Raw genomic sequence first — 19,361 nt, 5'->3', positions numbered from 1 at the left:
TATCGCGCCTGTTTTCGGCGTGTAAGGGCGGACGATCGGTGAAAACAGGCGTCGAGCTGGACAGCTTCGACCAGGCTCTCCTGACAGAGGTGCAGCGTGACAACCAGGCGCCGGCGCGGCTGCTGGCCGAACGCGTCGGGCTGTCGGACAGCGCCGTGCTGCGCCGGCTGCGGCGCCTGCGCCAGGCGGGGGTGATCCTGGCCGATGTCGCCGTGGTGCATCCGGCGGTGCTGGGCCGGCCGCTGACCCTGCATGTGCTGGTCTCGCTCGAGCGGGAGGGCTCGGCGCTGCTCGACGCCTTCACCCGCAAGCTGCGCGGGCGGGAGGAGGTGCGCCAGGCCTGGTACGTCACCGGCGAGGCGGATTTCGTGCTGCTGCTGAACCTGGCCAGCATGGAGGCCTATGAGGCCTTCACCCGCGAGGTCTTCCTGGACGACCCGAATGTGCGCGGCTTCCGCACCATTGTCGCGATGCGCGAGGTGGTCGGCCCCGCGCATCGCCGCTGATCAGCCGAGCGGCCCGACCTCGATCGAGCGCAGCAGTGTCGCGCGCGCCGTGCGCAGATGCGCGCGGCAGGTGCTGTCGATGGCCCGCCAGTCGCGCGAGCGCAGCGCCGCGATATAGGCGAGATGCTCGTGGATGGCGACGGTGTTGCGTTCCTTCTCATCCGCCTTGTTCCACTGGTAGTGGTAGTGGAAGATCATGGCGATGAGCTGGTAGAAATCCTGGATGAAGCGGTTGCAGGAGGCGCCGTGGATCAGCCGGTGCAGCCGCTCGTCCAGCTGGGAGAAATCGCTGTAGCGGGCCTCGATCTCGCCGAGCAGCGCATGGTGCTGGCGCTCGATCTCGGCGAGCTCCGTCCAGGGCAGCGCCTCCGGCGGCAGCTCAGCGAAGCGCCGGGCCGAACGCAGCTCGAAGATCTCGCGGATCTCATAGATCTCGGCAGCGAAGTCGCGGGTGATGCCCTTGAAGATCCAGCGGCTGTTCGGCCGCCGCTCCAGCAGGCCGTAATGGCGGAAATGCGTGAGATACTCGCGGATCGCGGTGGTCGAGGTGCCGAATTGCCGCGCCAGCTCCGAGGCGTTGATCGACTGCCCCGGCCGGCAATCCCCCACCAGCACCCAGTTCAGGAATTTGCGTTCCACCAGGTCGGCAACGGCCTCGGTCTGCGGTTCCGGGAAGAATTCCTCTGCGGTCGGGTGCCGCAGCAGACAGCGTTTCGCGCCATCCGGCGCCAGGATGCCAGATGACTGCAGCGCCGCCAGCACGGCGCGCACCGTGGTGCGGCTGACCGCCAGGCTCTGCGCCAGCTCCGCTTCCGATCCCAGGGGTTTCCCCAGCTCCCGCTGCCGCAGCAGCGCCAGACAGCGGTTATGCGCCCGCTTGTAGACGGTATTGGCCTTCATTCGTCGCTCGATCTTGGAGCCGGCATGAAACATGGCACCGCCGCTGCCGTCCAGACGGCGCGGCGAAGGCGCTGGTATGGTAGTTCTTTACGCATGGAATACCGGTTGACAGGACCGGGGCGATCGGTTTTTTAAGTTCAATCAACAGGAACCAATAAGCCTGGAGAGGATGTGTCCGCCATTTCCCCCGACGGCCGGGTGACCGGCCTGCGCCTGCTCGCTGCCTCGCGCTTCTTGTGCGGCGCAGCATGAGCGCGCGCCTGATCATCCAGTTCGGCACCAGCCGCTTCCTGCAGGCCCATGCCGCGCTGTTCCTGCATGAGGCGCGGGAGCAGGGGCAGGCAGCCGGCCCGATCGTCGTGGTGCAGACCTCTGGTGCCGCCGGTCGCGCCGGGCGCGTCGCCGCCTTCGGCCGGCCCGAAGGCTACCCGGTCATCATCCGTGGCATGCAGGACGGCGTCGCCGTCGACCGCCAGGTCCAGGTCACCAGCGTGGCGCGCGGCCTCTCCGCCGCCGCGGACTGGGACGAATTGCGCCGGCTTTTTGTCGCCGATGCAGGCTATGTCATCTCCAACACCGGGGATGCCGGCTATGCCGTCGCCGCGGCGGACCGCGGCCGGGCGCTATTGCAGGATGATGTTCCGGCCAGCTTCCCCGGCAAGCTGACCGCGCTGCTGCACCATCGCTGGCGCCACGGCGCCGCACCGATCACCGTGCTTCCCTGCGAGCTGCTGAACCGCAACGGCGCCGTGCTGCAGGGACTGGTCGCCGAGCTGGCGCAGCAGGCCGGCGCCGAGGCCGGCTTTGTCGCGTGGCTGCAGGAGACGGTGATCTGGGCCGACACGCTGGTCGACCGCATCGTCTCTGCCCCGCTGGAGCCGGTGGGCGCGGTGGCCGAGCCCTATGCGCTCTGGGCGGTCGAGCGCCGGCCTGGCCTTGTGCTGCCCTTCGAACATCCCAGCCTGGAGCTCGCGGATTCCCTCGAGCCCTTCGAGCGGCTGAAGCTGCATATCCTGAATCTCGGCCATACCGTTCTGGCGGAGATCTTCCAGCGTGACGGCCTCGCGGCCGGCACCACCGTCAAGGACATGCTGGCGGACCCGGCGATCGCGGCGCGGCTCGACGCGCTCTATGCCGAAGAGGTGCTGCCCGGCTTCGCAGCCCATGGCATGGAAGACGGCGCGCGCGCCTATGTCGCCACCACGCTGGACCGCTTCCGGAACCCCTTCCTCGAGCATCGGGTCGCCGACATCGCGCAGAACCACGCGCTGAAGGTGGAGCGGCGCATCGCCGCCTTCATCGACTGGGCGGCGGAGCGCGATGCCGCGCTGCCGATGCCGGTGCTGCGCGGCCTGGTCGCGCGCCATGCTGCGCGGGAGCAGGCATGACCTATCAGTTCGATTTCTCATCGCTGCTGCCCTACTGGCAGCAATTCGCGGAAGGGCTGTGGCTGACGCTGCAGCTTTCCGCCATCTCCACCGTGCTGGGCTTCGTCGGCGGCGCGCTCTGCGCCATCGCCCGGGCCGACGGGCCGCCCTGGCTGCAGCGCGTCGTCGGCGCCTATGTCGAGGTGATCCGCAACACGCCGCTGCTGGTCCAGGTCTTCCTGGTCTATTTCGGCATCGCCAGCCTCGGCCTCATGGTCGACGCCAACCTGGCCGCCGTCATCGCGTTGGTGGTCAATGTCGTCGCCTATACCTGCGAGATCATGCGCGCCGGCATCGAGAGCGTGCACAAGGCGCAGGTCGAGGCCGCCGAGTGCCTCGGGCTGAACCGGCGCCAGACCTATTGGCACGTGGTGCTGCGCCCGGCGATCGAGCGCGTCTATCCGGCGCTGGTCAGCCAGTACGTTCTGCTGATGCTGGCCTCCTCGATCACCTCGCAGATCTCGGCGGAGGAGCTGACCGCGGTGGCCAACCGCATCCAGTCCGACACCTTCCGCGCCTTCGAGACCTATATCGTCGTGGGCCTGCTCTATCTGGCGCTGTCCTTCGTGGTGCGCTGGGCCTTCTGGGGCTTCGGCATGCTGGTCTTCACCCGCCGCCGCAAGCTCGGCACGGCGCTGTAAGGGAGGGCCGCCACCATGCCGAGCTTCGGCCTCGTCCATCTCGAATTCCTCGCCATCGCCGCCTTCTGGACGATCGGCCTGTCGGCGGTCGCCTTCATCGGCGGCGGCATGCTGGGCTTCGTCATCGCGCTGATGCGCGTCTCGCCCAGCCGCCTGGTGCGCGGCATCGCCATCACCTACGTGCAGGTGGTGCAGGGCACGCCGCTGCTGATCCTGCTGTTCCTGATCTATTTCGGCTTGGCCATCATCGGCTTCGACCAGCTGCCCGCCATCATCGCCGCCGGCATCGGCCTGACCATCTATTCCTCGGGCTTCCTCGGCGAGATCTGGCGCGGCTGCATCGAGAGCGTGCCGAAGACGCAGTGGGAGGCGGCGGAATGCCTCGCCATGACGCGCTGGCAGCGGATGACCCGCGTCATCCTGCCGCAGGCGCTGCGCATCGCGACCGCGCCGACCGTCGGCTTCCTGGTGCAGATCGTCAAGAACACCTCGCTCGCCTCGGTGGTCGGCTTCGTCGAGCTCGCCCAGGCCGGCAAGCTGATCAACAACTCGATCTTCCAGCCCTTCATGGTCTTCGTCACCGTGGCTGTCTTCTACTTCATCATCTGCTTCCCGCTGTCGGCCTGGAGCCGCGGGCTGGAAAGGAGGCTCAATGTCGGTCGTCGTTAAGCTCTCCAATGTCCATAAGAGCTTCGGTCCGCTGAAGGTCCTGGACGGCGTCTCCTTCGAGGTGGCGCGCGGCGAGGTCGTTGCGGTGATCGGCCAGTCGGGTTCCGGCAAGTCGACCGCGCTGCGCTGCATCAACGCGCTGGAGACCATCCAGCAGGGCAGCATCGAGGTCTGCGGCCATGCCGTGCATGACGAGAAGCTCGACAAGCGCAAGCTGCGGCTCGATGTCGGCATCGTCTTCCAGAGCTACAACCTCTTCCCGCATCTGACGGCCGAGCAGAACATCATGCTGGCGCCGACCTGCGTGAAGGCGCTGGGCAAGAAGGCGGCGCGCGACATCGCCCGCGACTGCCTTGCCCGCGTCGGCCTGTCGGAGAAGGCGGACCATTATCCCGAGCAGCTCTCGGGCGGGCAGCAGCAGCGCGTGGCCATCGCCCGCTCGCTGGCCATGCAGCCCAAGGTCATGCTGTTCGACGAGGTGACCTCGGCGCTCGACCCGCAGCTGACCGGCGAGGTGCTGAAGGTCATGGAAGACCTCGCCCGCGGCGGCATGACCATGATCCTGGTCACGCATGAGATGGCCTTCGCCCGCAAGGTGGCGAGCCAGGTCGTCTACATGAACAAGGGCAAGGTGTGGGAGACCGGGCCGGGCAGCATGCTCGACGCCCCGACCACGCCGGAGCTGCGCGATTTCGTCGGCAGCGGCCTCTGACCGCGCCAACTCTCTGCTGGAGGAACCAAGAATGAACCGTCGTACCCTGCTCGCCGCCGGTGCCGGCCTGGCCCTCGCGCCGCTGGCCCGCCCGGCCTTCGCCAATGCGCTCGAGACGCTGCGCGCCCGCAAGAAGCTGCTGGTCGCCATCGACCTCGGCAACCCGCCCTTCGGCCAGTCCGACGCGCAGATGCAGCCCAGCGGCTCCGACGTCGAGACCGGCCGCCTGCTGGCCGCCGACTGGGGCATGCCGATGGAGCTGGTGCAGGTCACCGGCCCGAACCGCGTGCCCTTCCTGCTGACCGGCAAGGCCGACATGGTCATCGCCTCCTTCAGCGTGACGCCGGAGCGCGAGCGCGTCATCGACTTCTCTGCCCCCTACGGCGTCATCCAGATCGTCGTCGCCGGCAAGAAGGGCGTGGAGATCAAGGATCTCGCCAGCCTCGCCGGCAAGCGCGTCGGCACCACCCGCGGCAGCTCCAACGACAAGGAGTTCACCGACCGCAACACCGGCGCCCAGATCATCCGCTTCGACGACGACGCGACGCTGATCACCGCGCTGGTCTCCGGCCAGGTGGACATCATGGCCACCTCGCCGCAGGTGATGCAGACGGCCAACCAGCGCCATCCGCAGTCGCCCTTCGAGGTGAAGATCACGCTGAAGACCAACAACTACGCGATCGGCATCCGCAAGGGCGAGACCGCCCTGCAGGCCGAGCTGAACAGCTGGATCAGCGCCAATCTGAAGAACGGCAAGCTGAACGCCATCTACAAGAAGTTCCACGGCGTCGACCTGCCGGCCGAGATGCTGGCCTGACTTCGACGCGGCGCCCGGCATCCTGTGCCGGGCGCCTTCCATGTTTCCGCTGACCCTGGAAAGAGATTCCGATGAAGGCCTTGATCTGCGACGAGCCCGGCAAGCTGTCGATCATCAGCCGCGCCGAGCCGAAGCCGGCCGCTGGCGAGGTGCTGGTGCGCATCCGCCGCGTCGGCATCTGCGGCACGGATTTCCACATCTTCCAGGGCAAGCACCCCTTCCTCGAATATCCGCGGGTCATGGGCCATGAGCTGTCCGGCACGGTCGAGAGCGCGCCGGCCGGAAGCGGCCTGAAGGCCGGGCAGAACGTCTACATCGTCCCCTACCTGTCCTGCGGACAATGCGTCGGCTGCCGCAAGGGCGTGACCAATGCCTGCCAGAACATCCGCGTGCTCGGCGTCCACTGCGACGGCGGCATGGCGGAGTACCTCTCGGTCCCGGCGCAGAATGTCATTCCCGTCGGCGAGACCTCGCTCGACGATGCGGCGATGATCGAGTTCCTGGCGATCGGCGCGCATGGCGTGAAGCGCGGCGGGATCACGGCGCAGGACCGCGTGCTGGTGGTGGGCTCCGGCCCGATCGGCATGTCGGCCATCATCTTCGCCAAGGCGCGCGGCGCCCATGTCACGGTGATGGACATGCGCGAGGATCGGCTGGCCTTCACCCGCGAGCAGCTCTCGGCCGATGCGCTGCTGCTGGCTGACGCCGATGCCGAGAAGAAGGCCGCCCGCCTGACCGATGGCGACTTCTACGACGTGGTGATCGATGCCACCGGCAATCGCGGCGCCATGCAGCGCGGCTTCGGCTTTGTCGCCCATGGCGGCCGCTACGTGCTGGTCAGTGTCGTGCGGGAAGACATCACGTTCAGCGACCCCGAGTTCCACAAGCGCGAGACGACGCTGTTCGCCAGCCGCAACGCGCAGCCGGACGATTTCGCCGAGGTCGTGAAGCAGATGCAGGCTGGCAAGGTGCCGACGCGCGCGCTGAACACGCATCGCGGCTCGCTGGACGATGCGCCCAGGCTGTTCCAGGACTGGCTGCGGCCCGAGGCCGGCGTCATCAAGGCGATCCTGGAAGTCTGACGCGCATGACGGAACCCCGCACCCTCCGCCTGCATGCGGCGGACAATGTCGTCATCGCCATCGACGCGCTGGCCGAAGGCATGCAGGCCGCCGGCGGGGTTTCTGTCAGCGGCCGCGTGCCGAAGGGGCACAAGCTGGCGGTGGAGGCGATCGCCGAAGGCGCGCCGATCCGCAAGTTTGGGCAGATCATCGGCTTCGCCGCCAAGCCGATCGCGGCGGGCGACTGGGTGCATGAGCACAACGTCGCCATCCAGGATTTCGAGCGCGACTATGCCTTCGCGACCGAGGCCAAGCCGGATGAAGGCCTGCGCCCCGGCGAGGCACCCGCAACCTTCCAGGGCTTCCTGCGCCCCGGTGGCCGGGTCGGGACGCGCAACTATGTCGGTATCCTGAGCTCGGTGAACTGCTCGGCCACCGTCGTGGACTTCATTGCCGAGGAGATCGCCCGCTCCGGCATCCTCGCCGATTATCCGAACATCGACGGCGTGGTGCCCTTCACCCATGGCACCGGCTGCGGCATGTCGTCGAAGGGCGAGGAATTCGACCTTCTGGCGCGCACCCAATGGGGCTATGCCAGCCATCCGAATTTCTCCGCCATCCTGATGATCGGCCTGGGCTGCGAGGTTTTTCAGATTCCGCGCCTGAAGGCCGCTTATGGCATCGAGGACGGGACGCATTTCCAGAGCCTGGTGATCCAGGAAAGCGGCGGCACGCGGAAGTCCATCGAGGCGGGCGTCGCCAAGATCAAGGAAATGCTGCCGCTGGCCAACCGCTCGGTGCGGCAGACGGTGCCGGCCTCGGCGTTGAACCTGGCGCTGCAATGCGGCGGCTCGGATGGCTATTCGGGGCTGACCGCCAATCCGGCGCTGGGCGCCGCCGTCGACCTGCTGGTGCGGCATGGCGGCACCGCGATCCTCTCGGAGACGCCGGAGATCTTCGGCGCCGAGCATCTGCTGACGCGGCGCGCCGAAAGCCGCGAGGTCGGCCAGAAGATCGTCGACCTGATCGAGTGGTGGAAGGACTACGCCGCGCGGGCGGGGGGCGAGCTCAACAACAACCCCTCGCCGGGCAACAAGGCGGGCGGGCTGACCACCATCCTGGAGAAGTCGCTGGGCGCCGCGGCCAAGGGCGGCACCTCGACGCTTCGCGGCGTCTATCGCTATGCCGAGCGGATCGACCGCGCCGGTTTCGTCTATATGGACACGCCGGGCTATGACCCGGTGGCCGCCACCGGGCAGGTCGCCGGCGGCGCCAATGTGCTGTGCTTCACCACCGGCCGCGGCTCGGCCTATGGCTGCAAGCCGACGCCCTCGATCAAGCTGGCGACCAATTCCGACCTCTATCGCCGGATGGAGGAGGACATGGACATCGATTGTGGGGACATCCTCGACGGCGTCTCGATCGAGGAGAAGGGCCGCCAGATTTTTGCGCATATCCTGGCGGTCGCGTCAGGGCAGCGCAGCAAGTCGGAGCTGCTCGGCTACGGGCGCAACGAATTCGTGCCCTGGCAGATCGGCGCGGTGATGTGAGGCCTGCGCCGGGGGGTTCAGCCCCCCGGCGGCGCCTCGACCAGCGTGACGAAGGCGGCCAGCAGCGGCGGCATTTCGGCGGCGGCGACCGGCAGCTGGTCGGCCTCGAGGCGCAGCTCGTCGAGGAAGCTGCCGCTCTCGGTGTAGAGCGCCAGGCGCAGCGCCTCGCCCTCCACCTGCGGCACGCAGACGACCTTCTCCCCGCGCGCCTCGTCGCGGGCGACGGCGACGAAGTTGCGGATCTCCTCGATGCCTTCGCTGCGGCTGCCGGCCTCGGCCAGGAAGTCGGCGATCTCGGCGCCGGTCTCCGAGGCCGCGACCAGGCCCAGCGGCACGCAGCCGCCGCTGCTCTCGAAGACGCCGGCGCGCCACCGGTCGAAAAGCTGCATGCGGGCATGCTGCTCCGGCGTCAGCTCGGGCTCCTCGCCTTCGGGCGGCTCGTCCGGCGCCTCGGGCAAGCCGTTCAGCGCGACCTCCTCCCAGACCGGGATCTCCCAGTCGATCTGCAGGCCGAGCAGCAGGGCGAAATCCTGGCCCTGCAGCGAGGCGGCGGGCGGCATGTCCTTCGGCGCGCGGCCTTCCAGCATGTCGAGCAGCACGCGGCGCAGCGCGACCGGCGACAGCGCGGCCAGCCGCTCGGGCGCGCGCCATTCCGGCAGGAAGCGGATGTCCAGCGCCTCCTCCAGCAGGCCGGCGGCGATCATGCTGGCGCCGATGGCGGCGGCGTCGGGCAGGGGCCCGGGCTGCAGGGCGACCGGCAGGGCGACCAGGGAGGCCCAGCCGGAGGGGCCGAGCTCGGCGCCCTCGGCCAGGGTCAGCAGGCTGGCGGCGAAGTCCTCCGCCGCCTCGTCGCCGAAGCGCTCGGCGACCTTGCGGCGGGCCACATCCAGCACGCCGTCGCGGCCGGCGGCCAGCAGCTCCTCGGCCAGGTCGTCGAATTCCGGTCCGCCGCCGTCGCCGAAAGCGCGCACCAGCCGGTCGGCCGGGCTGCCGGTGATCTTGGCGGCGCTGGGGCGGGGGCGGGCCTGCTTGGGATCGAGGCCCAGCGCCTGCAGCGCGGCGTCGCCCTGCAGCAGGCGGTCGCGGTCGCGCCAGGCCAGGCGGTTCGCCTGGCTGTCCTCGCGCCCGTCCATGTAGCGGCGGAAGGCGCCGCGGTCGGCGCGCTGGGCGAAGACCTGGACGCCCTCGCGGGCCAGCACGGCGGCGGCGGCGCGGTTGGCGGCATTGACGCTGTCGGGGTCGGTCTGGCCGGGCCGCAGCGTGTCGAGGCTGTCGGCATCGGGATAGATGGTGAAGAGGATGGCGCCCAGATCGGGGGCGAATTCCTCGGCCAGGGCGGCGGCCTGCGCCGCGGCATCGTGATCGGCCATAGGCTGTGTCCTGCGCTTTGCCCGACCCTATGGCCCAGCGCGCAGCGATGCAACCTGGCGGCCTTCTGCAAAGAAATAGAAGGGGGTCCGGGGGGATACGTCCCCCCGGTGCCATTTCTTCTTGTCTTTCAGGCGGCGACCCGCAGCGCCTCGAAGCTGCTGGCGAAGTCGTCCCGCTGCTGCGGCGTCATGTGCAGCCCGCGCTTGGTGCGGCGCCAGATCGCATCCTCGGCCGAGCGGACCCATTCCTGCGCCACCATCCAGTCGAGCTCGCGCTCGGTGATGCCGCCGCCCAGGTCGCGGCCCAGTTCCTCGGCGCTGCGCGCGGTGCCGAGCACCGCCGGCAGGTCGCTGCCGTAGCAGCGGAACAGGCGGCGCAGCTGGTCGCCGGGCAGGAAGGGGTAGCGGGAGGCGAGATCCGACAGCAGGGCCGCCGCGTCGCGTCCGCCGAAATCGCCGCCGGGCAGGGCCGGGCCGCTGGTCCAGGCCGGGCGGGGGCTGCCGAGCGCCTGGCAGAGCTGGGTCGTCGCATCCTCGGCCAGGCGGCGGAAGGTGGTGATCTTGCCGCCGAAGATCGAGAGCAGCGGCGCGCCGTCGCGATCCAGCTTCAGCACATAGTCGCGGGTGACGGCGGAGGGGTTCTCGGCCCCGTCGTCATGCAGCGGCCGCACGCCGGAATAGGTCCAGACGATGTCGGCCGGGGTGACCGGCTTGCGGAACTGCCGCGACACGGCACGGCAGAGGTAGTCCTGCTCCTCCTCCGTGCAGCGCGGCGGGCCGGAGGCGGGGTCGTGCGGCACATCCGTCGTGCCGATCAGCGAGAAGCGGCCCTCATAGGGGATGACGAAGACCACGCGGCGGTCGTCGTTCTGCAGGATATAGGCCTGGTCGCCGTCATGCAGTGCCGGGACCACGATGTGGCTGCCGCGCACCAGCCGGACGCGGTCGGGGGCGGGGATGCCGGTCGCGCCCAGCGCCTGCATCACCCAGGGGCCGGCGGCATTGGCGATGGCGCGTGCGCGGACCTGCCGCTCCACGCCGGACGCCTCGCGCAGCGTCGCCGTCCAGCCCTCGGCGTCGCGGGTGGCGCCGACGAATTCCGTCCGCACCATGACCTGCGCGCCGCGGGCGGCGGCGTCGCGGGCGTTGAGGACCACCATGCGGGAATCCTCGACCCAGGCGTCGGAATAGGCGAAGCCGTGCCGTGCCTGGCCGTTCAGCGGCGCCCCCCAGGGATGCGTCCGCAGGTCGAGCGACTGGCTGGCCGGCAGGGTGACCCGCTTGGCCAGGTGGTCGTAGAGGAACAGGCCGGCGCGCAGCATCCAGCGCGGCCGCATCTCCGGCGCATGCGGCAGCACGAAGCGCATCGGCCAGGCGATATGCGGCGCCAGGCGCAGCAGCACCTCGCGCTCCGCCAGCGCCTCGCGCACCAGGCGGAACTCGTGGTGCTCGAGATAGCGCAGGCCGCCATGGATCAGCTTGGAGGAGGCGGAGGAGGTGGCGCCGCCCAGGTCGCCACGCTCCACCAGCGCCACCGTCAGGCTGCGGCCGGCGGCGTCGCGGGCGATGCCGGCGCCGTTGATGCCGCCGCCCACCACCAGCAGGTCGAAGGCGTCGCGCATCAGATCAGCCTCGCGCGGATGCGGGTCACCACCAGCTCGGCCAGCAGCACCACCGCCAGGATGGCGAGCAGCACGGTGGCCACCCGTTCCCACTGGAAGAAGTTGATGGCGTCGTCCAGCACCAGGCCGATGCCGCCGGCGCCGACCAGGCCGAGCACGGCGCTCTCGCGGACATTGATGTCCCAGCGGAACAGGGCGATGCCCCAGAAGGCCGGCTGCACCTGCGGCCAGACGCCCTTCAGCATCTCGGCGCCCCAGCTGGCGCCCGAGGCGCGCAGCGCCTCGCGCGGGCCGTGGCTGGTCTCCTCCAGCGCTTCCGACAGCAGCTTGCCGACGAAGCCGACTGAGCGGAAGGCGATGGCGAAGACGCCGGCCGCGGCGCCGGGACCGAAGATGGCCACGAAGAGCAGCGCCCAGACCAGCGAGTTGACCGAGCGCGACGCCACCAGCCCAAGCTGCGCCAGGGTGTTCAGCGGCCGGATGGTGCAGATGTTGCGCGCCGCCAGCAGCGCCAGCGGCACGGCGAGGGTGAAGCAGAAGACGGTGCCCAGCGTCGCAATGTGCAGCGTCTCGATCAGCGCCTCATGCACCGCCGGATAGTAATGCGCGATGTCGGGCGGCCACATGCGGACCAGCAGGTCGGCCATCTGCTCCGGCGCGTCCTCGAGGAACTCCGGGATGATGTCGATCGAGCGGACCGCCCAGAGCACGGCGGCGGCGCAGACCAGCCAGACCAGCCAGCGGCTGATGCGCTGGGCCGGGGTCAGCCGGGTCCATTCGCGCCGCAGCGGCGCCATGGGATCGGGTTGGGCAGCAGGCATGGCGTTCATCGCAGGGCGGCCCGGACACGGCCGGAGATGATCTCGGCCAGGAAGATGAGGGCGATGATGGCGAGCAGGATGGCGGCGACGAAGTCGTAGTCGAAGCGCTTGAAGGCCGCGAAGAGCGTGCCGCCGATGCCGCCGGCGCCGACGATGCCGACCAGCGTCGAGTTCCGCAGGTTGCTGTCCAGCTGGTAGAGGCAGAAGCCGATGAAGCGCGACGCCACCTGCGGCAGCACCGCATAGGCGATCACCTTCATGGCGCTCGCCCCCGTGGCGCGGATCGCCTCCACCTGCTTCATCGAGATTTCCTCGATGGCCTCGGCGAAGAGCTTGGCGATGAAGCCGATCGAGGCCACCACCAGCGCGGCGGTGCCGGCCAGCGCGCCGAAGCCGATCGCCTTGACGAAGAGGATGGCGACGATGACGTAGTGCAGCGAGCGGCAGACGGCGATCACCGCGCGCACCGGCCCGGCGATGAACCAGGGCGACAGGTTGCGCGCCGCCAGCAGCCCCAGCGGCAAGGAAAGAAGAATGCCGATGGCCGAGGCCAGCACGGCGATCTGCAAGCTCTCCAGCAGGCCTTCCAGCAGCAGCGACCAGCGCTCGAAATTCGGCGGCACCATGCGGGCCAGCAGCTTGCCGCCCTCGCCGAGCCCGTGCAGGACACGGTCCCAGGTCAGGCCCAGCCGGGTGCAGGCCCAGATGGTGTAGGCGGCCAGCAGCAGCAGCGCGATGCGCATCGGCCAGTTCGGCGCGAAGGCGACGCGCCGGCCGGCCGGAGGGGTGAGGGTCGCGCTCACATCCAGTCCTCGCCGCCATAGATGGCGCGCAGATGGTGCGTCTCGAGCTCCTCCGGCGGGCCGTCGAAGATGACGCTGCCGCCCGACATGCCGACGATGCGCCGGGCATAGCGCTTGGCCAGATCCACGTTGTGGATGTTGATGATGACGGGCACGCCTTCCGCCGCCGTCAGCCGGGTCAGCAGCTCCAGCACCTCGACCGCGGTGCGCGGATCGAGCGAGGAGGTCGGCTCGTCGGCCAGCAGGATGTCCGGCCGCTGCATCAGCGCGCGGGCGATGCCGACGCGCTGGCGCTGGCCGCCCGAGAGCGCATCGGCGCGGCGCGTCGCATGCTCCGGCAGGCCGACCGCGTCCAGCAGCATGAAGGCGCGGTCGATATCGGCCTGCGGATACTTGCGCAGCCAGGCGCGCCACAGCGGCACATAGCCGAGCCGGCCGCTGAGGACGTTCTCCATGACCGACAGCCGCTCGACCAGATTGTATTCCTGGAAGACCATGCCGATGCGCCGGCGGGCCAGCCGCAGCCCGCGTCCGCTGAGCCCGGTCAGCTCCTCGCCATGCAGCTTGATCGAGCCGCGCGTCGGCTCGACCAGGCGGTTGATGCAGCGGATCAGGGTCGACTTGCCGGTGCCGGAAGGGCCGATGATGGCGGTGATCCCTTCGGCCGGCACCGCCAGGTCGACGCCCCGCAGCACCGGCTTGCCGGCCACGTATTCTTTCACGAGGCCCCGGATCTCCAGGGCGCTCGCCAGGCCGGCAGCCGGTGCCGTCGCGGTCATGGTCGCAGACATCTTTTCTCGGACTTACGGCTTGGGGGTGGCGGGGGCGGCACCGGTCGGCGCCACATGGGTCGGCGCCGCGGGCTGGCTCTGGGCGCGCTTGCGGGCCTCGGCCTCCAGCTCGCGGCGGCTCTCGGCGTCGAAGGCAGCGCGGTTGTAGGGGGCGTTCACCGCATCGGCGACGGCGCGCACCGGGGCCCATTGCTCGGCATAGGTCGCCGGCCAGAAGCGGTCGTTGCCGCCCAGGTCGCGCGCCATCTGCTCGGGGAAGCGATAGTCGAGGAAGCACTGGCGGATCTTCTCCGCCAGCTCCGGCCGCAGGTCATGGGCGAGCGCGAAGCCGCTGGTCGGGAAGGGCTCGCTCTCCCAGATGACGCGGAAATTCTCGCGCTTCACCTGGCCGCGGGCGACCATGCGGGTCCAGACGTCGGAGGCCACCGGCGCCGCGTCGTAGTCGCCGGCATTGACGCCCATCACGCTGCGGTCATGGCCGCCGGAATAGAGCACCTGGTAGTCCTGGTCGGGCTTCAGGCCGAGGCCGGGGAAGAAGGCACGCGGCGCCAGATTGCCGGAATTCGAGGTGGCGGAGGTGTGCGCGACGCGCTTGCCGCGCAGATCGGCCAGCGTCTGATAGGGGCTGTCGGCCCGCACCAGCATGACGACCTTGTAGCTCTCATAGCCCGAGGCGTCGCCCTTCACCGCGAAGGGGATGGCGCCGGCCAGGTTGACCGCGAAGGCGGTCGGGCCGGTGGAGAAGCCCGCGACATGCAGCCGGCCGGAGCGCATCGCCTCGACCTGCGCCGCGTTCGAGGTCACCTGGAAGTAGACCGCGCGCTTGCCGGTGCACTTGCCGAGATAGTCGAGGAAGGGGCGGAACTGGCTGGCATAGAGCGCCGGATCCTCGACGGGCGTGTAGGTGAAGACGATGGTCGAGGGGTCGCGCAGCTTCGACGGATCGGTCGGCGCATCGGCCACCATGTCGCGGTTGGCGTCGCAATAGGCCTCGTCGAGGGCGCCGCGGAAGGCGCAGGCCTGCTGGGCGGCAGCAGGCGCGGCGAGGGCCGAGAGGCCGAGCGACAGCGCCAGGGCCGAGCTGGCGAGCAGGATGGTCTTCATGCGGCGGTTTCCTCCGGGACGGCGCCGCGCGCCTTGAGCAGCGCGTCGGCGAATTCGGCGAAGCCCGCGCCGCCTTCGGCGCGGGTGACATAGGCCGGCGGCGTGGTCATGCCGGCGAGAAAGGGAGCGACATTGGCGACCCCCACCGAGCAGGGCACGGCGGCGAACAGCGGCGCGTCGTTCAGGCTGTCGCCGACGAAGGCGACGCGCGAGGCCAGATCGGCAAAGTTGCCGAAGCGCGCGGCGAAGAGCGCCTCGATCCCGGCGCGCTTGTCCCAGCTGCCGATCCAGGCATTGACGTGGATCGAGGAGACCTTGGCCTCCGCCCCGCCGGCGCGGAAGACACGGGCGATGTCCTCCGCCGCCTCAAGCCCGAGCGGGCCGGCATCCTCGCAGAAGTCGATCGCCATGTCGAAGAGGCGGAAGGGCTGGTCGGCGGCGATGGCCGAGCCCGGCGCCGCGGCCATCGCCGCCTGGGCCAGGGCTTCCAGCCTGGCGCGGCGCAGCCGGCGCTCCGCCTCGGGCTGGGCCTGCCAGCGCAGCATTCGTCGCGCGCCGCGATCGAGCGCATACCAGAGCGCGCCATTCTCGCCGACCACGCCGGCCACCGGCCAGTGGCGGGCGATGGCGTCGCACCAGCCGGCCGGCCGGCCGGTCACCGGCACCACGGCGATGCCGGCGGCGTCCAGCGCCTCCAGCGCGGCATAGGCGGCGGCGGGCAGCCTGCCGTCGCTGGTCAGCGTGTCGTCGATATCGGTCAGCACCCAGCGAAGCCCCGCGAGCTCTGACTGGGGGGCGGCGGCGAGGGGCCGCGGCCAGGCGGATTCTTGTGTCATATACATGTTGTACTTGCCACTATCCGATGTGGCAGGTCAAACATGTTTTTTACAGTTCTGTGGCAATGGTCAGCCGCAGCCCGCGCTGGCCCAGGGCCGCGGCCAGTGGCACCGGCGGATCGGCCTCGGTGACCAGGTCGGTGATCTCGGCAGCGGGGCAGACGCGCTCCAGGAAGACGCGGCCGAACTTCGAGGAATCGACCAGCAGCACCCGCCGGTCGCCGCGCTCCAGCATGGCGCGCTTGACCCAGGCGGCGCGGCTTTCCGCCTCGCTCGGGCCTTCCTCCGACAGGCCGGAGGCGCCGATCACCGCGAGATCGACGTTGAAGCGGCGCAGGAAGGCATGCGTCTCGGCGCCATAGAGGCCGCGCTCCACCAGGCTGAGCTCCCCCGGGGCCACCAGCACGCGCAGGGCCTCGCTCGCGCCGGCGGCCAGCGCGGCGTCCAGGCTGTTGGTCAGCAGCGTTGCGCGCACGCCGCGGGCAGCCAGGGCGCGCGCGAAATGCGTCGTGGTGCTGCCGGCATCGAGCATGACCACGGCGCCGTCCTCGACCAGGGCGGCGGCGGCGCGGCCGATGCGGGCGCGCTCGGCCACCAGCACCCGCTCGCGCTCGCTCAGGCCCGGCTGCACCGCAGGATGCGAGGCGGAGGCGCCGCCATAGGTCCGCCGCACCATGCCGCGGGCCGACAGATCCTCGATGTCGCGCCGCACCGTCTCGGTGGAGACCGCGAACTGCTCCGCCAGCGTGCTGATGCGCACCAGCGGGTCGGTCGACAGTGCGTCCAGGATCGCGGCATGGCGGGCGGGCTTGCCGAGGGCATGGGTGTTGCGAGGGGCCATGGGTTGGAACCTGCCACATTCTTCCACAGCTTCCCAGCCGCGGATGTGGAACTTTACAAATTCACCACAGCTTCCCGGCGGCGGCCGGCTTGGATAAGCTCGGCGGCGCAACAAGCCCGGCCAAGGGCGACGCAGGAGGAAGCATGCCGCAGAAGCCCGCCGCCGAAGGACCGCGACGCGCGATGCGCGTCTTCCTCACCCATACCGAGGCCGAGTTCGACGGCTATTACGGCGAGCGCGCGCTCGCGGCCCTGTCGCGCCATGCCGAGGTGGTGCGCAACACCACGGGCCGCGTGCTGTCTGGCGCCGAGCTCGCCGCCGCCGCCGCCGGCTGCCAGGCCATCGTCGCCGGCCGCGCGACCCCCGGCACCGCCGAGACCTTCGCCGCCGCGCCCGAGCTGCGCGCCTTCCTGCGGGTCGCCGTCGACATCTCCACCATCGATGTCGCGGCGGCCTCGGCCGCCGGCGTGCTGGTGACGCGGGCGACGCCCGGCTTCGTCGATGCGGTGGCCGAGCTGGCGCTGGGCATGATGATCGACCTGGCGCGCGGCACCTCGCGCTATGCGACGGTCTTCCATGCCGGCCAGCAGCCGCGGCCCTTCCTCGGCCGGCAGCTCTCGGGCAGCACGCTGGGGCTGATCAGCCATGGCCGGATCTCGCGCCGGCTGGCCGGCATCGCGCGGGCGGTGGGGATGAACGTGCTGGTGCATGACCCGGTGCCGCAGCCCGATGTCAGCGTCATGCGGCTGGAGCCGATGCTGGCCGAATCCGACTTCGTCGTCTGCCTGGCGCCGTCGACTCCCGAGACCTATGAGCTGATGAATGCCGAGCGCTTCGCCTGCATGCGCCCCGGCAGTTTTTTCCTGAACCTCGCCAGGGGGGAACTGGTGGAGGATGCGGCGCTGCTCGCCGCGCTGGAAAGCGGGCGGCTGGCGGGCGCGGCGCTGGATGTCGGCCGCGCGCCGGACCAGATGCCGGCGCTGGCCCTGGCGCGGCATCCGCTGGTGGTGGCCACCCCGCATGTCGGCGGCCTGACCCGGGCGGCCACCGAGCACCAGGCGATGGACACGGTGCACCAGGTCGCGGCGCTGGCCGAGGGCCGCATCCCCGAGGGCGCGGTCAATGCCGAGCAGGCGCACCGCCTGACGCAGACCGCCAGACGCTAGCGGAAGCCGGCGAGGTTGCGGTCGTCCTCGGCCGGGGCCTCGCCGCGCAGCACGCGGCCGGCGGCGATGCGCAGCCGGCAGATCAGCCCGGTCGGCTGCCACTGCAGCTCGACCTGGCCGCCCATCTGCCGGGCGATGGTGTTCTCCACCACGCGCAGCCCGAAGCCGCGCCGCGCCGGCGCGGTGATGGCGGGGCCATGATGCTCGTGCCAGGACAGGCTGAGCACGCCGCCCTGCACCAGCCAGGACAGCACCACCTGGCCCGACGGGCGCGACAGCGCGCCGTGCTGCGCCGCGTTGGTGGCGAGCTCGTGCAGCACCATCGACAGCGGCTGCACCGCATGCGGCGCCAGGTCGACCGGCTGGCCGCGCAGCAGCACATGGCCGCTCTCGACATGGCCGCCGAGCGTCTCGCGGGCCAGCGCGAACAGCTCGCTGCCGTCCCAGCGCTCGCGCGCCAGCAGCGTGTGGGCGCGGGCCAGCGCTGCGACGCGGCCCTGGACGGCGGCCGCGAAATGCGCCGGGTCGTCGGCGCGGCTCATCTTCAGCAGCGACTGCACCACGGTCAGCACGTTGCGGGCCCGGTGGTCGACCTCGGCGACCAGCAGCTTCTCGCGCTCCATCGCGGCCTGCGCGTCGGTCACGTCCATGACGACGCCGGACAGGCGCAGCGGCTCGCCGCCCGGGCTGCGCTCCATCACCGCGCCCTGGGACTGCAGCCAGCGGATGCGGCCATCGGGCCAGACGGTGCGGGCGGCGACCTCGAAGACGCCGGTGCCGGCCGGGTCCAGCCCGCCATGCATCGCCTGGGCCAGGCGGTCGCGATCCTCGGGATGCGTCGCCGCCAGCAGGCCGGGCAGGTCGCGCAGCGATCCGGCGGGGCGGCCATACAGCGCCTCCCGCCCGCGCGAGCCGGTCAGGCTGTCGGTCGCGGCTTCCCATTCCCAGGTGGCGATGCGCGCCGCCTTCAGCGCGCGGGCCAGCCGGGCCTCGCTTTCGGCCAGCGCGCGCTCGCGGGCGCGCAGCGTGATGCTGGCGGCGGCCATGGCGGTGCCGACGGCATGCAGCTCCTCGATCGGCGCCTGCGGGGTGACGACGGGCTCGCCGCGGCCCAGCGCATGGGCGGCCTGCGCCAGCGCCCGCACCGGCCGCGCGATGCCGCGGGCGAAGAGCACCGCGAGCCCCGCGGCGAGGGCGACGAGACCGGCGGCCGCCAGGCCGAGCAACAGGAGGGAGTGCTGCAGCGCGCCTTCGCTCTCCGCCACCGGCACCAGCACGCTGGCGCGCCAGCCGATGGCCTGCAGCATGACATAGGCCAGCATCACCTGCTGCCCGTCCAGCGACGCGGTCATCCAGATGCCGCTGGGCCCGGGATTGTGCCGCTGCGCCTCGGAGGGCGTCGGCTGGCCGAGAAAGTCGTCATGCCGCGCGCTGCGGGCGACGAGGCCGCCGCTGCCATCGACAAGATTGCCGACCCAGCCGCGCGGCAGCGGCACGCCGGCCAGGGTCTGGCGGAAGGCTTCCGGGCGCAGCAGCAGCCAGAGCAGGCCGCGCAGCTCGTTCTGCCGCAGCACCGGCACGGCCAGCAGCACGGCATGGCCCGACTCGCCCGGCATCGGCAGCAGGTCGGAGACCGCGGGCTGATGGTCGCGCAGCACGCGCTGCTCGACCGCGGCGATGCCGGTCGCCAGCGCCGCCGGAAGGAGGCTGCCGTCGCCGGGACG

The 19,361-nt window shown here is 70.6% G+C and carries 19 protein-coding genes; 9 read left to right on the top strand and 10 right to left on the bottom strand.

The genetic code is table 11. From position 1 onward, the window contains the following. Nucleotides 1–38: 38 nt before the first annotated feature. Complete coding sequence (locus BKE38_RS15760; protein ID WP_076958249.1) at nt 39–506, top strand: Lrp/AsnC family transcriptional regulator; 468 nt, start codon at nt 39–41, stop codon at nt 504–506. On the opposite strand, the gene BKE38_RS15755 is transcribed toward BKE38_RS15760, so the two are convergent. Then, nucleotides 507–1,406 carry a GntR family transcriptional regulator gene (locus BKE38_RS15755; RefSeq protein WP_076958248.1) on the bottom strand — a complete coding sequence of 300 codons (900 nt, stop codon included), beginning with the start codon at nt 1,404–1,406 and terminating at the stop codon, nt 507–509. It abuts the gene before it with no gap. 248 nt (nt 1,407–1,654) lie between these two features. Here BKE38_RS15755 and BKE38_RS15750 point away from each other — a divergent pair, with 248 nt between their 5' ends. The 7 genes from BKE38_RS15750 (at nt 1,655) to BKE38_RS15720 (ending at nt 8,283) form a co-directional block, all read left to right on the top strand. Next, the gene (locus BKE38_RS15750) at nt 1,655–2,794 is read left to right on the top strand and encodes a mannitol dehydrogenase family protein (RefSeq protein WP_076958247.1); all 1,140 of its coding nucleotides are present in this window, start codon (nt 1,655–1,657) and stop codon (nt 2,792–2,794) included. Continuing rightward, the gene (locus tag BKE38_RS15745; RefSeq protein ID WP_076958246.1) at nt 2,791–3,474 is read left to right on the top strand and encodes an amino acid ABC transporter permease; all 684 of its coding nucleotides are present in this window, start codon (nt 2,791–2,793) and stop codon (nt 3,472–3,474) included. The genes BKE38_RS15750 and BKE38_RS15745 overlap by 4 nt, the downstream gene beginning before the upstream one ends. 15 nt (nt 3,475–3,489) lie before the next feature. Next, nucleotides 3,490–4,143 (top strand): amino acid ABC transporter permease, encoded by a 654-nt coding sequence (locus BKE38_RS15740; protein ID WP_076958245.1) that lies wholly within the window; start codon nt 3,490–3,492, stop codon nt 4,141–4,143. Further along, complete coding sequence (locus BKE38_RS15735) at nt 4,127–4,855, top strand: amino acid ABC transporter ATP-binding protein (RefSeq protein ID WP_076958244.1); 729 nt, start codon at nt 4,127–4,129, stop codon at nt 4,853–4,855. The genes BKE38_RS15740 and BKE38_RS15735 overlap by 17 nt, the downstream gene beginning before the upstream one ends. Nucleotides 4,856–4,886: 31 nt before the next feature. After that, complete coding sequence (locus BKE38_RS15730) at nt 4,887–5,672, top strand: transporter substrate-binding domain-containing protein (protein WP_076958243.1); 786 nt, start codon at nt 4,887–4,889, stop codon at nt 5,670–5,672. Nucleotides 5,673–5,743: 71 nt separating this feature from the next. After that, a complete protein-coding gene (locus BKE38_RS15725) occupies nt 5,744–6,754 on the top strand; it encodes a zinc-binding alcohol dehydrogenase family protein (protein ID WP_076958242.1) in 1,011 nt (336 codons plus the stop codon). A 5-nt stretch (nt 6,755–6,759) separates the two neighbouring features. Next, on the top strand, nt 6,760–8,283 hold the full coding sequence (locus BKE38_RS15720; RefSeq protein WP_076958241.1) for a UxaA family hydrolase: 1,524 nt from the start codon (nt 6,760–6,762) through the stop codon (nt 8,281–8,283). A 17-nt stretch (nt 8,284–8,300) separates the two neighbouring features. On the opposite strand, the gene BKE38_RS15715 is transcribed toward BKE38_RS15720, so the two are convergent. From BKE38_RS15715 to BKE38_RS15680, 8 genes are all read right to left on the bottom strand, one after another. Next, the gene (locus BKE38_RS15715) at nt 8,301–9,653 is read right to left on the bottom strand and encodes a hypothetical protein (RefSeq protein WP_076958240.1); all 1,353 of its coding nucleotides are present in this window, start codon (nt 9,651–9,653) and stop codon (nt 8,301–8,303) included. Between the two features lie 128 nt (nt 9,654–9,781). Next, nucleotides 9,782–11,275, bottom strand: coding sequence for a glycerol-3-phosphate dehydrogenase (gene glpD / locus BKE38_RS15710; protein ID WP_076958239.1), 1,494 nt, complete (start codon nt 11,273–11,275; stop codon nt 9,782–9,784). Further along, nucleotides 11,275–12,096, bottom strand: coding sequence for a phosphonate ABC transporter, permease protein PhnE (gene phnE, locus BKE38_RS15705; protein WP_242662374.1), 822 nt, complete (start codon nt 12,094–12,096; stop codon nt 11,275–11,277). Before phnE (BKE38_RS15705) ends, glpD begins: the two co-directional genes overlap by 1 nt. A gap of 5 nt (nt 12,097–12,101) precedes the next feature. Next, nucleotides 12,102–12,899, bottom strand: a complete 798-nt coding sequence (phnE, locus tag BKE38_RS15700; protein WP_076958237.1) for a phosphonate ABC transporter, permease protein PhnE — start codon at nt 12,897–12,899, stop codon at nt 12,102–12,104. Then, nucleotides 12,896–13,678: a phosphonate ABC transporter ATP-binding protein gene (gene phnC / locus BKE38_RS15695; protein WP_420014331.1), complete on the bottom strand. Its 783-nt coding sequence runs from the start codon at nt 13,676–13,678 to the stop codon at nt 12,896–12,898. The genes phnE (BKE38_RS15700) and phnC overlap by 4 nt, the downstream gene beginning before the upstream one ends. 24 nt (nt 13,679–13,702) lie before the next feature. Beyond that, on the bottom strand, nt 13,703–14,794 hold the full coding sequence (phnD, locus tag BKE38_RS15690) for a phosphate/phosphite/phosphonate ABC transporter substrate-binding protein (protein ID WP_076958235.1): 1,092 nt from the start codon (nt 14,792–14,794) through the stop codon (nt 13,703–13,705). Further along, a complete protein-coding gene (locus tag BKE38_RS15685) occupies nt 14,791–15,636 on the bottom strand; it encodes an HAD family hydrolase (RefSeq protein ID WP_076958234.1) in 846 nt (281 codons plus the stop codon). Before BKE38_RS15685 ends, phnD begins: the two co-directional genes overlap by 4 nt. Before the next feature lie 43 nt (nt 15,637–15,679). Next, entirely contained in the window at nt 15,680–16,471 is a 792-nt protein-coding gene (locus tag BKE38_RS15680; RefSeq protein ID WP_076958233.1) for a DeoR/GlpR family DNA-binding transcription regulator, read from the bottom strand. Nucleotides 16,472–16,614: 143 nt separating this feature from the next. On the opposite strand from BKE38_RS15680, the gene BKE38_RS15675 reads away from it, so the two are divergent. Next, nucleotides 16,615–17,637: an NAD(P)-dependent oxidoreductase gene (locus BKE38_RS15675; protein ID WP_242662373.1), complete on the top strand. Its 1,023-nt coding sequence runs from the start codon at nt 16,615–16,617 to the stop codon at nt 17,635–17,637. Here BKE38_RS15675 and BKE38_RS15670 read toward each other — a convergent pair. After that, nucleotides 17,634–19,361: HWE histidine kinase domain-containing protein (locus BKE38_RS15670; protein ID WP_076958232.1), on the bottom strand; the 1,728-nt coding region annotated here is incomplete at its 5' end. The genes BKE38_RS15675 and BKE38_RS15670 overlap by 4 nt on opposite strands.

This window comes from Teichococcus deserti, from assembly GCF_001982615.1.
In the GTDB taxonomy this organism is placed as follows: Bacteria; Pseudomonadota; Alphaproteobacteria; order Acetobacterales; family Acetobacteraceae; genus Pseudoroseomonas; species Pseudoroseomonas deserti.
The sequence above is the reverse complement of the archived record's forward strand: the minus strand, read 5'-3'. Positions and strand labels throughout refer to the sequence as shown.

What these genes read in the sequence shown, in the direction of transcription:
- BKE38_RS15755 (WP_076958248.1), bottom strand. Translation starts at nt 1,406, where the DNA reads ATGAAGGCCAATACCGTCTACAAGCGGGCGCATAACCGCTGTCTGGCG.
- BKE38_RS15750 (WP_076958247.1), top strand. Translation starts at nt 1,655, where the DNA reads ATGAGCGCGCGCCTGATCATCCAGTTCGGCACCAGCCGCTTCCTGCAG.
- BKE38_RS15745 (WP_076958246.1), top strand. Translation starts at nt 2,791, where the DNA reads ATGACCTATCAGTTCGATTTCTCATCGCTGCTGCCCTACTGGCAGCAA.
- BKE38_RS15740 (WP_076958245.1), top strand. Translation starts at nt 3,490, where the DNA reads ATGCCGAGCTTCGGCCTCGTCCATCTCGAATTCCTCGCCATCGCCGCC.
- BKE38_RS15735 (WP_076958244.1), top strand. Translation starts at nt 4,127, where the DNA reads ATGTCGGTCGTCGTTAAGCTCTCCAATGTCCATAAGAGCTTCGGTCCG.
- BKE38_RS15730 (WP_076958243.1), top strand. Translation starts at nt 4,887, where the DNA reads ATGAACCGTCGTACCCTGCTCGCCGCCGGTGCCGGCCTGGCCCTCGCG.
- BKE38_RS15725 (WP_076958242.1), top strand. Translation starts at nt 5,744, where the DNA reads ATGAAGGCCTTGATCTGCGACGAGCCCGGCAAGCTGTCGATCATCAGC.
- BKE38_RS15720 (WP_076958241.1), top strand. Translation starts at nt 6,760, where the DNA reads ATGACGGAACCCCGCACCCTCCGCCTGCATGCGGCGGACAATGTCGTC.
- BKE38_RS15715 (WP_076958240.1), bottom strand. Translation starts at nt 9,653, where the DNA reads ATGGCCGATCACGATGCCGCGGCGCAGGCCGCCGCCCTGGCCGAGGAA.
- glpD (WP_076958239.1), bottom strand. Translation starts at nt 11,275, where the DNA reads ATGCGCGACGCCTTCGACCTGCTGGTGGTGGGCGGCGGCATCAACGGC.
- phnE (WP_242662374.1), bottom strand. Translation starts at nt 12,096, where the DNA reads ATGCCTGCTGCCCAACCCGATCCCATGGCGCCGCTGCGGCGCGAATGG.
- phnC (WP_420014331.1), bottom strand. Translation starts at nt 13,678, where the DNA reads ATGACCGCGACGGCACCGGCTGCCGGCCTGGCGAGCGCCCTGGAGATC.
- phnD (WP_076958235.1), bottom strand. Translation starts at nt 14,794, where the DNA reads ATGAAGACCATCCTGCTCGCCAGCTCGGCCCTGGCGCTGTCGCTCGGC.
- BKE38_RS15685 (WP_076958234.1), bottom strand. Translation starts at nt 15,636, where the DNA reads ATGTATATGACACAAGAATCCGCCTGGCCGCGGCCCCTCGCCGCCGCC.
- BKE38_RS15680 (WP_076958233.1), bottom strand. Translation starts at nt 16,471, where the DNA reads ATGGCCCCTCGCAACACCCATGCCCTCGGCAAGCCCGCCCGCCATGCC.
- BKE38_RS15675 (WP_242662373.1), top strand. Translation starts at nt 16,615, where the DNA reads ATGCCGCAGAAGCCCGCCGCCGAAGGACCGCGACGCGCGATGCGCGTC.